An 11,948-nucleotide genomic window follows, 5' to 3' on the forward strand; every position below is an offset into this window, starting at 1 on the left:
GCCCGAGTAGGGCGAGAAACTCGCTTCATAGAGGCTGACAATGGTATCCTGCGTGCAGACATTAGGCGGCAAGTGTAGCCGAAATTGCTAAGAATTAATAAGGATTTGTCCTAACGATGTCGAAACTTTTTGGCTGGTTCAGTAAGAACAAAAAAGCAGATAAACAAAAAGCCCAAGCGGAAGAAGAAGCTCGCTTACAGGCAGAAGCTGAAGCAAATGAGAAGGCGCAAGCTGAAGAAGAAGCCCGCGCTAAGGCAGAAGCTGAAGCAAAGGCGAAGGCACAAGCGGAAGAAGAGGCCCGCGCTAAGGCAGAAGCTGAAGCACAGGCGAAGGCGCAAGCGGAAGAAGAAGCTCGCGCAAAGGCAGAAGCTGAAGCACAGGCGAAGGCTAAAGCGGAAGAAGAGGCGCGCGTTAAAGCAGAAGCAGAAGCACAGGCTAAAGCCAAAGCCGAAGAAAAGCCTAAAGAGAAAAAGTCGTTATTTGCACGTTTAAAAGAAAGCCTATCTCGTACAAAAGAAAACCTAGGCAGTGGTATTGTTAGCCTGTTTAAAGGCAAAACCATCGATGACGAGCTCTATGAAGATCTTGAAACACAACTGTTAGTTGCTGACGTGGGCATGGATACCACGCAAAAAATCATCGATCACCTCACCGATAGTGCTTCTCGAAAAGATTTAAAAGATGCCGAAGCCTTGCTGGACATCATGAAGCAGCAAATGTCGGGCATGTTGTCTCAAGTTAATCAGCCTCTTTCTGAAGTGATGCAGGCTCATGATTCCAGTGAAGGTCCGTTCGTTATCTTAATGGTTGGCGTAAATGGCGTAGGTAAAACTACGACTATTGGTAAGCTGGCTAAGCAGTTCCAGCAAGAAGGTAAGAAAGTGATGCTTGCTGCGGGTGATACCTTTAGAGCGGCGGCGGTTGAACAGCTTCAAGTATGGGGCGAGCGCAACGATATTCCGGTTATCGCACAGCACACTGGCGCTGACAGTGCATCGGTACTTTACGATGCACTAGAAGCAGCAAAATCGCGCGGCACAGATATCCTTATTGCCGACACGGCAGGGCGCCTGCAGAATAAGAACAACTTGATGGAAGAGCTTAAGAAAGTGGTTCGCGTAATGAAGAAAATCAATCCGAATGCGCCTCACGAAGTTATGCTTACATTGGATGCAGGTACAGGGCAAAACGCTATTAGCCAAGCCAAGTTGTTTAATGAAGCCGTGGGCTTAACAGGCATCACACTAACCAAGTTAGACGGTACAGCGAAAGGCGGCGTTATATTCTCTATTGCCGATAAGTTTAAAATTCCTATAAGGTATATAGGTGTTGGCGAAAGTATCGATGATTTACGCCAGTTTGACGGACAAGAATTTATTGATGCGTTGTTTAGCGAAATGGACACACCTGAAAGCTAAAACCAGCAAAGCGGTAGGGAAAAATAATGATAAAGTTTGAGCAGGTAAGCAAAACCTATCCGGGCGGACAACGTGCGCTAAGCAAGGTGAATTTTCATATTGCGCCGGGTGAAATGGCCTTTTTAACAGGGCATTCTGGCGCAGGAAAAAGCACGCTACTTAAACTTATCAGCCTAATGGAGCGTCCAACAGTAGGGCGCGTTCTTATTAATGGCCACGACCTTAACGCTATTACCCGTCGAGATATTGCCTATATACGCCGCGATATCGGCATGATCTTCCAAAGTCACCAGCTGCTGATGGACAAGTCGGTTTTCGACAACGTGGCGTTACCGCTAGTCATTGAGGGTTACACCCACAAAGAAATTCGCAAGCGCGTAGAAGCTGCGCTTGAAATGGTAGGGCTAAGAGACAAAGCGCGTTGCCTGCCTATTACGTTGTCTGGTGGTGAGCAGCAGCGAGTGGGGATCGCGCGAGCAGTAGTAAATAAACCCCCGTTACTGCTGGCAGACGAACCGACCGGTAACCTCGACCCCAAGCTTTCCATGGAAATCATTCGCCTTTTTGAAGACTTCAATCAAGCGGGCGTGTCAGTACTTATTGCAACCCATGATTTAGGGCTGATTGCTCGCATGCGTTATCGCACGCTGACCCTCAAAAATGGTCAGATGATCACCGATGGCCTTACTGACGACCTTGATGGCACAAGTTCAGCCAGCAGTGAAGGAGCCTGGTCATGAGTATTTTGTTTAAAGGGCGTGCATAAGGGGCGTCTTCTGCCAAAGTGGGCTTTATCCAATCTATTGTGATGTTCTTTGTCAGCCATGTACGCCAAGCGCTGGCGAGTCTTGGAGAGCTGTGGCGTCAGCCGCTGGCATCTTTAATGACTATTGGGGTACTAGGCCTGAGTATTACGCTACCTAGTACGCTTTATATTATGGTGAAAAATACTGAGAAAATTACAGCAGGCTGGGATCAGGCGTCAGAAATATCTCTGTTTTTAAAGCCAGATATCAACGCGGCAAGTTCGCAACAGCTGGTGGCACGATTAAATAGCTGGTCTGAAATAGACAGCGTTGTTTATATTCCAGCGGATGATGCGCTTAAAGAATTTCAGCACTTGTCAGGATTGGGCGATGCCATCGCTTATCTAGAGAAAAACCCACTGCCTGATGTAGTGCTAGTAACGCCAAACGAAAAACACGCGTCGCCGACGGCAGCGAAAGCACTGCTAGATAAACTGCGACAGCAGCGTGAAGTTGATATAGGTAAACTGGATATCGAATGGTTAGAGCGTTTATATGCCGTTATCGATATTGCCAGAGACTTGGTTACGCTAATAGGATTACTACTTTTCATCGCCGTTGTACTAATTATTGGTAACACCATTCGTCTGAATATTTTGAACAAGTATGACGAAATCGTAGTGATGAAGCTGGTTGGCGCAACCGATGCGTTTATCCATCGCCCGTTTTTATATACAGGCTTCTGGTATGGCCTATTGGGCGGATTAATGGCGTGGTTTGCCGTTATTATCATACTATGGTGGATGGATAGCAGCATCACTACGTTTGCCGCTATGTATCAGAAGGATTTCAACATTACCGGATTAACCGGTTCTGCATTGCTGACTATGCTGGGACTATCGGTGCTGCTCGGTTTACTGGGCTCACTTATCTCTGTGCAGCGTCATGTAAGGGAAATAGAGCCCAAGTAGTCGTAGACGTGAGTATACTTACACGCCTACAGTGCGAAATATATAAGTCACTGTATGACGTTATTGGCGGTAAGTAGGCGTGTTCTTAGTTTTGTACTTAAGCTATCGCACGGGGATAGTGTGAGGAGATAGCGCTGCGCACTCCATTGCCCCAAATGATGGCTTGGTTATACAGCATATGCAGCTGCTTCTGGTCAATATTAAGCACTTTAGCTTGTTTTATGACATTCATCCAAAGGGCGCTTTCAAAGGCGCGAACCAAAGTCATATAGCTGTTCATTTCTAAGTTCTTGCCAAGTAGTGCATCGTTAACCTCATCGGAAAGCGGCAGCTGCTTTACAATGTCTGTCATAGACTGATCAAGTAACCCTTCAAGAAGCGAAAATAAACCAACCAAAAAGGAGATGGGCGGATTATTTCTAAGACCTCTACGCTCAGCAAGTAAGTCGAAAAACTTAGCGCGAACTAAAGACATATGAATGATTTCAAGGGGCTTTTCATCGCCTAAGTTCGTTAAACTTAATAAAGCGATGAATTTCTTAATCTCTACTTCACCCATGTAATTAAGCGCGTGCTTTAGTGATGTAATTTTGTAACGCTTATTAATAGTGGGGTTATTGATAAACTTCAGCAATAAGAAGCTTAAGGTGGCGTCTCGCTCTATAATTTGGCTGATACGGTCTATGTCAAAGTCGCTGCTAGAGCTTTCGCCCATCAAATCAACAATGTTCATTTTAGACGCAGGAAGCTGTCGTAGAATACGTGCTTCCGGTTGCGAGAAAAAATAACCCTGGAAGAAGTCGAAACCTAAATCTACGCACGTTGAAAAATTATCTTGCGTATCAACCTGTTCCGCCACTAATTGCACGTTCGCATCGTGATAGCGCGGAATGTGCTTTTCAATGGTTTCAAAGCGGGTTTTTGTCACATCGACTTTCACAATATCGATAAGAGGAAATATGTCGTGTTTTGAACCCACCATCATGGGGTCATCGATAGCTAGTTTAAAGCCAAGTTGCTTTATGTGCTGGCATGCTTCGAATAGGCCGCTGGTGTTGTCGGTTGGATCAGCCAGTTCAACCACTACAGACTCAGGGTTAAGCGATGTAGGAAAGCGCGAAATAATTGTATCTGACGAGAACGTGATAAAAGACGTTTTTTCGCCGCTGATATCATCAAGCCCAAGTGGATGGAAGTGCTCAGAAATATACTTAGCTTTCTCTTCGTTATGTTCCGGATAAGCACCAGACTTGCCATCTCTGAACAGAAGCTCATAGGCGAAAACACTTTTGCTTTTATCTAAAATAGGCTGGCGAGCTATAAACGCGAACATAATCTATTCCTGATACAACACGGTTAAGGTTATTTTTATTGTTATATTTAGAGGCTTAGCTAGCGCTACGTCACACGCTAAGGTTAGGTGTTCTTTAATGTGTAATCCAAAAGAACTGACCCTAGTCTATGATATGTAAGCGCAATCTAACAACTATTCAACGATTAATTTCACATCAACTGGCGTAATCGTAGGCTTAGTTGTCGTTCAAAGCGGCCTTATGAATATGTTTAGCCCACTTTATCGCTTCGTTGTAATAACTATGCAAAAGACTCTGTTTAACACCATACTTTGTTGCGAATTGCTGAATACCCGTCCATTTAGCTCTTTCAAAGAATTGTGACAGCGTCAGGCAGTTGCGAAGCACACCAGGGCTTCCGCACAGGGCATCTTTAACGTCGTCACTAATTGGAACCTTGCTGACCAAATCGTCAATTCGCTGTTCCATCATGGCATCAAGCAAAGAAAGCAGGCCAGTAAGAAAACCTTTTAACGGGTCATCGGCACCTTTAAGCTGGGTGTAGACCAGTTCACAGAACTTTGCGCGAACAAGCGCCATTTGCATTAGCTCAGTAGGCTGACCATCGCTTAGGTTTGCAAGAGCCAGCAATGATATGAACTTCTTCACTTCTACTTCGCCCATAAAGGTTAACGCGTGTTTAAGTGACGTTATTTTATGTCGCTTGTTGACCAGAGGATTGTTGATAAACCGCAGCAGCAAGTAAGTAAGCGAGGGATCTCGTTCAATGATTTTGTTTACTTCATCGAAATTAAGTTTTGCTTGGCTACTTAGCGTAAGTAACTCCATCATGGTTAGGCTGCTGGGCCCTAACTTTCTGTGCCTTACGATTTCGGGTTTAGCTAGAAAGTATCCTTGGAAATAGTCGAAACCCATATCTTTGAATTTATTGAATTCTTCATAGGTCTCAATTTTTTCTGCAACCAACTGTATTTTGTTCGATTTGAAGCGTTCGACAAGGGCGGGAATTTTTTCGTGGGGGATCTCTGTAATGTCAATTTTGACTATGCTGGTAAATGGAATGAATGCTTCCCACTTCCCTTTCATGTCGTAGTCGTCAAGAGCAATAGGATAGCCAAGACCTCGAATATGTTTACAAGCGGCTACCAGCGCATCATCAACGTCAACGGTTTCTACAATCTCAATGACCACTTTGCTTGCATCCAGAGAGGTCGGAAAACGAAACATTAGTGTGTCGCGGTGAAAGTTAATGAAGGCTTTCTTATCTCCGGTTATCTCCTCAATACCTAAGCTTAAATGGGTAGAGGTAAGAATTTTCGAGGTAGCCTCGTCAGGAGGTATATCGGGAAAGCAGTTATCTTCTCCAACACGAAAAAGTAGTTCGTAGGCGTAAACTTCTCTGTTTACATTAAATATTGGCTGTCTAGCGACGTAAGCAAACATCAAGATCCTCTTTGCTTCACTTGCCTTACTCCTTTCCTTAAGTATTTCCCTTCCAGTCTTTTATAATTGTTGTCTGGAAAATGCTGTACAGCGGTTGTAGTGCAAAATCGATTAATTCAATCTATTATTTTCAGTTTCCAGCCAGAAAAGCAAGGTATAAGATGACATACACAAGGTTTATATACTGTATTGACGCGTAGGCACCTTGCTGACTTATCTTAGAGATAGTGGAAATCTTATGTTTCGGGTAACTAGCGTGTAATAAATAAGCGTTGGATTTCATACCAGTGAGATTAGCCTTCACTTTGGTATGTGTAATTAAAGTATAATGATGTAGTGGTTAAATGACCGACCCAAAGGCACGATGGCAGAAAGTGCAGCGTGTCATTCGATGTGAAGTCGATAGTCTAGACTTAGTGTTTGCGGTGAATGCATTCGTAAATGGATCGCAAGCTTAAGAGTTGAACTTTTTTTCTTAATTTAGGTCTTGATATTGTAGAAATAGTCACTATACCTACATATCGGTTAGACTTCATATCTTAATTAGGTCTCGCGCAGCTTCGGTTACTTTGCTAATATGAAGCGGCAATAAATGAGGTGAACAATGAGCAACAATTTGCAATCTATGGCCCTGTCAGTGCCACACAGCGGTAGCATTGAAGGCTACATCCAAGCTGTAAGCAGCATTGATATGCTTAGCGCTGAGGAAGAGCGCGAGTTGGCAGTGCGCCTTCGCGAAGACGAAGACTTACAAGCCGCTCGTAAGCTAGTAATGTCACATCTTCGTTTTGTAGTGCACATTGCAAAATCTTACTCAGGTTATGGCTTACCACAAGCCGACTTAATTCAAGAAGGTAACATCGGTCTGATGAAAGCCGTTAAGCGTTTTGACCCAACGGTGGGCGTACGTTTGGTTTCTTTCGCGGTACATTGGATCAAAGCAGAAATTCATGAGTTTGTACTTAAAAACTGGCGAATAGTGAAAGTTGCGACAACCAAAGCGCAGCGCAAACTGTTCTTTAACCTTCGTAAGGCGAAGAAGCGTCTTGGTTGGTTTACTCATGACGAAGTGCAAACAGTAGCGAACGAATTAGGCGTGAGTACAAAAGAAGTGCTTCAAATGGAAGCGCGTATGAGCTCTCAAGACCAAGCGTTCGATTTAACTGCGGACGAAGATGAAACAGGTAACTTTGCGCCAGTTCAGTATTTAGAAGACAAATCTTCAGATGTTGAAACTGACGTAATCAACAACGACTGGGATACAGCGGCGAGCAAGCGCTTGTACTCAGCGATTAAAACGCTAGACGAGCGTAGCCAAGATATCATCGAAACTCGTTGGTTAGCAGACAACAAGATTACTCTGCAAGACTTAGCTGATAAATATCAGGTTTCTGCAGAGCGTGTTCGTCAAATTGAAAAGAACGCGATGAAAAAGCTTCAAGCAGCTATGGTCGCGTAGTACACGCAGTGCATAGCTTACAAATAGCTTAACGACGAAAAAAGCGCCTTAACGGCGCTTTTTTTATGAGTGGATTTTTGTTCTTAGTGACGGCTCGTACGAATTAGTGATGATCGCTAATCCGTAACGCTACTCTTCTTCATTTTTAGAGGGAGGAAGCACGTAGAATACCCCTTCAAATTCCGCCACAGGGGTGTCGCCATCTAAAATTGCCACACTCAGCTCAAACCTTGCCTTGTTGTCGTTCTCTAGCGGCTTGAATTTTCCAGACAAGGTTTCAATATTACAGATTGCCCTTGGTTTCATCGTGATGGGTTTGTGGTAATGAATATCACCATCGCCCAATACAATGTCACCGTCTAATCCACGCTCTTTAAGCTGTAGGTAAATCATGCCCCAGCCAGTTAGTGTAGCTAAAGAAAAAATACTGCCAGCAAACATAGTGCCGTGAATATTGATGTTTTTGTTTAATGATGCACGGGTTTCAAGCGTGCGGCCTGTGTACTGGTAAAGCTTAATTCCCATGTGCTCGGTAATGGGAATGGTCTCAGACCATGTCTCTTGCAGCGATTTACACCACTTAGGGTGAAGTACTAATGTGTTGTTTTCAGTGAACTTCTTGACCATTTGTTGACGTTTCAGCATGCCTAGTTCGTTAGGCGCTTCACGCTCAACTTCAAAGCCACATGCGCTAAAAAAGTCGATAGATATTTCGCGGCTGTTCGTTACAGCGCGCTCGGCGCCCAAGTCTTTCGCAACGTTTTCGAGTGCGGCCATGATCATTTGGCCTAAGCCCTTGCGTTGATGGCCTGGGTGAACCGCAATATGACGAATTTGTGCCTCTTCGGCTGTGTTCAAATGCACACGGCCGCAAGCTACAATTTCGCCATTTCGGTTAGTAATAATACGGTGCTCTGCGACTTGTTCATATTCGTCTTTTTCAGAGCCTGGAGGGAAATTCCATGGCTGGCGTAAGTGTTCCCACCGAAAATGAAAATAGGCTTCAAACTCGGCATCGCTTTTTGGTGTGACTACCTTGTACACAATAAACCGGCCTTCTTAAATGAATGAACGAGTATTTAAACGTAAGAATACATGCGGTACAAGCTTAATTATGTAAGCAAGTTTGGGATGCTGACGAAGCGTACGATTTTACCCGCTAAACGCTAAATTGAAAGGTGACGGGGCCGTCATTAATTAGGCCTACTTGCATATCAGCGCCGAACTCGCCGGTGGCCACCACCATACCTTTATTTTTTAGAGACTGAACGAACTTTTCATAAATGGCTTGGCCGTGTTCTGGCGATGCACCGCGTGAAAAACCAGGACGATTACCTTTCTGCGTATCGGCTACGAGTGTGAACTGAGAGACCACCAGTATTTCGCCTCCCACTTGCTCAACATTTAGATTCATTTTTCCGTCTTCGTCACTGAACATGCGATATCGACAGAGCTTATTTGCTAGTTTCTCTATTTCCGCGTCACCGTCTTCTTTCTCAACACCCAAGAGCACCAACATGCCTTTACCAATTTCGCCGATAACATTACCGGCAACGGTGACATTGGCTTCCGATACGCGTTGAATTAGTCCTATCACTTCGACGACTCCTGAATAAAGCGAGACATGTCGCGGGTAGCACGGCAGAGCGCGTAACCTATACTAGGCTCGGAAGTACTGTGCCCCGCGTCGGGGATAATTTGTAGCTGACTTTGAGGCCACGCTTTGTGAAGTGCCTCCGCCGCTTCTGTTTTGCAGATCATGTCGTAACGACCATGTACAATTGTTCCAGGAACATGACTTATTTTGCTAATGTTTTCAAGAATATAGTTTTCATCTAGGAAACATTGATTAGATAGGAAATGGCATTCCAATGTGGCTAAACAGGTGACTAGCTGCATAGGGTAATTAGTCGTCGAATCACCCACACCAGGTGGTAGAGTTATACGAGAAAGTCTCTCTTCCCATTGGTACCATCTTTTAAGCGCTGAATGTCTTAGTACTTCATTGCTAGAACGCACCATTGCGCTATAGAAATCACACACTGAATTAGAGGTCACAGGCTTAGGCACATCTTTTGTAAATTTCCGGTAATACTCGGGAAATAACTGAGCTGCACAGCCATTTGGCGATAAAAACCAATCCCTGTCTTCCTGTCGAGCTAAAAATACGCCACGTAGAATGAGTCCTGTCACTCTCGGCGTGTACTTTAACGCGTAGAGCAGGGCGAGTGTCGAACCCCACGAACCGCCAAACAAGAGAAATTTTGGAATTGAAAGGTGTGTACGTAATGCTTCGATATCTTCAACATTCGACCACGTGTCGTTATTTAGCGTGTCAGCTATAGGCGTAGAGCGGCCGCAACCACGTTGCTCATAGCCGACAATGCGATACTTATTGCTGTCAAAAAAGCATTTGTAATTAGGGGGTAAGCCTGCACCTGGACCACCGTGAATAAAGAGCACGGGGATGCCGTTTGGATTACCACTTTGCTCGAAGTAAAGCGAATGCCCACTTCCCACTTCGATAAATCCATTTTCATAGTAGGTAACATCGGGGTAAAGTCGTTTCATTTTGTTTCTGCGCGTTGTGTGAGTGCCTGTTTTAGTTTAGTTTATTGTTATACAAACGGTTGCGTGCTGACTGCTTCAACGCTGTTTATGCTTGTAAAATAAGCGATAAATCTTAAGTGTATACTATAGAACAAGTGTCATTACGTGCTAGCTAATCATATTATAGTCATAAATGCGAGGATGTTTATATGGCAGGTCAAGGATCGGGCGGTAATGTAATCGCCGCAATTTGTAACTTCTTTATTCCTGGTTTAGGTCATTTGGTTCAAGGCAGAATACTGGGCGCGCTGTTCTATTTCATTACCGTAGGCGTGTGCTATGCCCTGGCTGCGACCGTCGTTCTTGCTATCGTATTCTGGCCATTAGGTGCCATTTTGCATCTAATCAGTATTATAAGCGCAGCGCGCTTTAGAGGTGGGGTAACCGCATGAAGCTACTTGCATCAGCATTTGTTGCTATGCTTGCCCTTAGTGGGTGTCAGTCTGCATATTACGCAGCATGGGAAAAGGTGGGCGTTGAAAAGCGTGATATCTTAGTAGACCGCGTTGAAAACGCGAAAGAATCACAAGAAGACGCTCAAGAGCAGTTTAATTCGGCGTTGGAGGCATTCAGCGCGGCCGTTTCATTTGATGGCGGTGAGCTTGAAGATGTTTACAATCGATTAAACGGTCAGTACGAAGATAGTGTTGCCGCCTCGGAAGAAGTGAGTTCACGTATAGACAAGGTGGAAAGTGTAGCTGAGGCTTTATTCGATGAATGGTCTGAAGAGCTAGAGAAGTATGAGAACGCATCGCTGAAGCGAGATAGTGCGGCGAAGCTTCGCGAAACTAAACGTCGTTACGCTTCACTAATGACGGCTATGCGCAAAGCGGAAAGTAAAATGCCGCCGGTATTAAGCGCGCTTCAAGATAATGTGCTGTACTTGAAGCACAATTTAAATGCCAGCGCGATAGGCGCGCTGCAGGGCGAGCTCTCTACTATCGAGAACAACGTCGCTCAGCTTATCAGACAAATGAATTCTGCTATTGCAGAGTCTGATGCGTTTATTTCTTCAATGAAAAACTAGCTTTTAAGCAGAAATAGATAGAAAGGGAGCGAGCAGCTCCCTTTTTTATTTTAAACCTGAAGGGCTGATTATTCTTGAGGTACCTTGCGGGGTTCGTTTTCTGCTTTTCGGTTTTCAAACGCTTCACCCAGGCTGCAGGTAAATTCAGCACCAAACAGCACAATTATCCACGACAAATACACCCATAAAAACAGAATGGGTACCACCGCAAGCGCGCCGTAAATAAGTTCGTACGAAGGAAAGTTCGTAACATATAGCGCAAAGCCTGACTTGGTAATTTCAAAAGCGATAGTAGCCACGATAGCGCCCACCAGTGCGTGACGAGCAAAGACTCTTCTATTAGGAACCACCATGTATAAAATGGTGAAAGCAAGCATGGCTGCGCCGCTTGGTACAAGGCTGAGTAAGAAAGTACCAAGACCTGGTGTGTATTCTTCGGTGAATGCCGCTAATCCAGTTAAATAAGAACTGACCACCACACTGGAGCCGATTAACATAGGACCAAGAGTGATCACCATCCAGTAAATAGCAAAGGTATACACAATCGGTCTGTCACTTTGCGTACGCCAAATTCTATTCAGGGTTTTATCTACGTTTGATATAAGCATTAACGCAACGACCAGCAGCGACAAAATACCAATAGCACTCATTTGTGAGGCATTGCCTACAAAATCGGTCATGTATTTATGCACCACATCACTGGCGGTAGGTACAAAGTTGCTAAAAACAAAATGTTCGAGCTTGCTTCTCACAGATGCAAAGGCAGGAAAAGCCGACATAATGGTAAAGGTCACCATGATAAATGGTACTAAAGATAACAACGTTACATAGGCTAAATGCCCAGCAGAGATAGTAATATTGTCCTCTCTACAGCGCTTTATGAAGATGCTAAAGAGATCTCTAACCTGAGGAGTAACATTGTCATATAAGGCTTTAACCTTGTCTAAATCCACTCAATTTC

The 11,948-nt window shown here is 44.5% G+C and carries 12 protein-coding genes; 6 read left to right on the forward strand and 6 right to left on the reverse strand.

Annotation, left to right across the window (positions count from 1 at the left end; translation table 11 throughout):
- Positions 1-116 precede the first annotated feature (116 nt).
- The 3 genes from ftsY to ftsX are packed head-to-tail and all read left to right on the forward strand — an operon-like array spanning position 117 to position 3,135.
- Entirely contained in the window at positions 117-1,418 is a 1,302-nt protein-coding gene (ftsY, locus tag QVA83_RS01230; RefSeq protein ID WP_287498038.1) for a signal recognition particle-docking protein FtsY, read from the forward strand.
- A 26-nt stretch (positions 1,419-1,444) separates the two neighbouring features.
- Positions 1,445-2,158 (forward strand): cell division ATP-binding protein FtsE, encoded by a 714-nt coding sequence (ftsE, locus tag QVA83_RS01235; RefSeq protein ID WP_014950991.1) that lies wholly within the window; start codon positions 1,445-1,447, stop codon positions 2,156-2,158.
- Positions 2,159-2,202: 44 nt separating this feature from the next.
- Positions 2,203-3,135 (forward strand): permease-like cell division protein FtsX, encoded by a 933-nt coding sequence (ftsX, locus tag QVA83_RS01240; RefSeq protein ID WP_287498039.1) that lies wholly within the window; start codon positions 2,203-2,205, stop codon positions 3,133-3,135.
- A 97-nt stretch (positions 3,136-3,232) separates the two neighbouring features.
- On the opposite strand, the gene QVA83_RS01245 is transcribed toward ftsX, so the two are convergent.
- Both QVA83_RS01245 and QVA83_RS01250 read right to left on the reverse strand, forming a co-directional pair.
- The gene (locus tag QVA83_RS01245; protein ID WP_014950989.1) at positions 3,233-4,468 is read right to left on the reverse strand and encodes an EAL and HDOD domain-containing protein; all 1,236 of its coding nucleotides are present in this window, start codon (positions 4,466-4,468) and stop codon (positions 3,233-3,235) included.
- 196 nt (positions 4,469-4,664) lie between these two features.
- Positions 4,665-5,891, reverse strand: a complete 1,227-nt coding sequence (locus QVA83_RS01250) for an EAL and HDOD domain-containing protein (RefSeq protein WP_014950988.1) — start codon at positions 5,889-5,891, stop codon at positions 4,665-4,667.
- Between the two features lie 604 nt (positions 5,892-6,495).
- On the opposite strand from QVA83_RS01250, the gene rpoH reads away from it, so the two are divergent.
- Positions 6,496-7,350, forward strand: coding sequence for an RNA polymerase sigma factor RpoH (gene rpoH, locus QVA83_RS01255; RefSeq protein WP_014950987.1), 855 nt, complete (start codon positions 6,496-6,498; stop codon positions 7,348-7,350).
- Positions 7,351-7,479: 129 nt separating this feature from the next.
- Here the strand turns inward: rpoH and QVA83_RS01260 are convergent, their stop codons facing one another.
- The 3 genes from QVA83_RS01260 to pip form a co-directional block, all read right to left on the reverse strand.
- The gene (locus QVA83_RS01260; RefSeq protein ID WP_014950986.1) at positions 7,480-8,394 is read right to left on the reverse strand and encodes a bifunctional GNAT family N-acetyltransferase/hotdog fold thioesterase; all 915 of its coding nucleotides are present in this window, start codon (positions 8,392-8,394) and stop codon (positions 7,480-7,482) included.
- 115 nt (positions 8,395-8,509) lie between these two features.
- On the reverse strand, positions 8,510-8,947 hold the full coding sequence (gene dtd / locus QVA83_RS01265) for a D-aminoacyl-tRNA deacylase (protein ID WP_039226792.1): 438 nt from the start codon (positions 8,945-8,947) through the stop codon (positions 8,510-8,512).
- On the reverse strand, positions 8,944-9,921 hold the full coding sequence (pip, locus tag QVA83_RS01270) for a prolyl aminopeptidase (RefSeq protein WP_287498040.1): 978 nt from the start codon (positions 9,919-9,921) through the stop codon (positions 8,944-8,946). Before pip ends, dtd begins: the two co-directional genes overlap by 4 nt.
- A 188-nt stretch (positions 9,922-10,109) precedes the next feature.
- Here pip and QVA83_RS01275 point away from each other — a divergent pair, with 188 nt between their 5' ends.
- Both QVA83_RS01275 and QVA83_RS01280 read left to right on the forward strand, forming a co-directional pair.
- The gene (locus QVA83_RS01275) at positions 10,110-10,352 is read left to right on the forward strand and encodes a hypothetical protein (RefSeq protein ID WP_014950983.1); all 243 of its coding nucleotides are present in this window, start codon (positions 10,110-10,112) and stop codon (positions 10,350-10,352) included.
- Positions 10,349-10,987, forward strand: a complete 639-nt coding sequence (locus QVA83_RS01280; RefSeq protein WP_287498041.1) for a DUF2959 domain-containing protein — start codon at positions 10,349-10,351, stop codon at positions 10,985-10,987. Before QVA83_RS01275 ends, QVA83_RS01280 begins: the two co-directional genes overlap by 4 nt.
- Before the next feature lie 68 nt (positions 10,988-11,055).
- On the opposite strand, the gene QVA83_RS01285 is transcribed toward QVA83_RS01280, so the two are convergent.
- The gene (locus tag QVA83_RS01285; RefSeq protein ID WP_014950981.1) at positions 11,056-11,940 is read right to left on the reverse strand and encodes a virulence factor BrkB family protein; all 885 of its coding nucleotides are present in this window, start codon (positions 11,938-11,940) and stop codon (positions 11,056-11,058) included.
- Positions 11,941-11,948: the final 8 nt, after the last annotated feature.

It is taken from the genome of Alteromonas sp. AO-Serp (assembly GCF_017849675.1).
Classification (GTDB): domain Bacteria; phylum Pseudomonadota; class Gammaproteobacteria; order Enterobacterales; family Alteromonadaceae; genus Alteromonas; species Alteromonas macleodii.

Excerpts from the sequence above, each read along its gene's own strand:
- ftsY (WP_287498038.1), top strand. The coding sequence starts at position 117 with ATGTCGAAACTTTTTGGCTGGTTCAGTAAGAACAAAAAAGCAGATAAA.
- QVA83_RS01275 (WP_014950983.1), top strand. The coding sequence starts at position 10,110 with ATGGCAGGTCAAGGATCGGGCGGTAATGTAATCGCCGCAATTTGTAAC.
- pip (WP_287498040.1), bottom strand. The coding sequence starts at position 9,921 with ATGAAACGACTTTACCCCGATGTTACCTACTATGAAAATGGATTTATC.
- QVA83_RS01280 (WP_287498041.1), top strand. The coding sequence starts at position 10,349 with ATGAAGCTACTTGCATCAGCATTTGTTGCTATGCTTGCCCTTAGTGGG.
- QVA83_RS01250 (WP_014950988.1), bottom strand. The coding sequence starts at position 5,891 with ATGTTTGCTTACGTCGCTAGACAGCCAATATTTAATGTAAACAGAGAA.
- QVA83_RS01245 (WP_014950989.1), bottom strand. The coding sequence starts at position 4,468 with ATGTTCGCGTTTATAGCTCGCCAGCCTATTTTAGATAAAAGCAAAAGT.
- rpoH (WP_014950987.1), top strand. The coding sequence starts at position 6,496 with ATGAGCAACAATTTGCAATCTATGGCCCTGTCAGTGCCACACAGCGGT.
- ftsE (WP_014950991.1), top strand. The coding sequence starts at position 1,445 with ATGATAAAGTTTGAGCAGGTAAGCAAAACCTATCCGGGCGGACAACGT.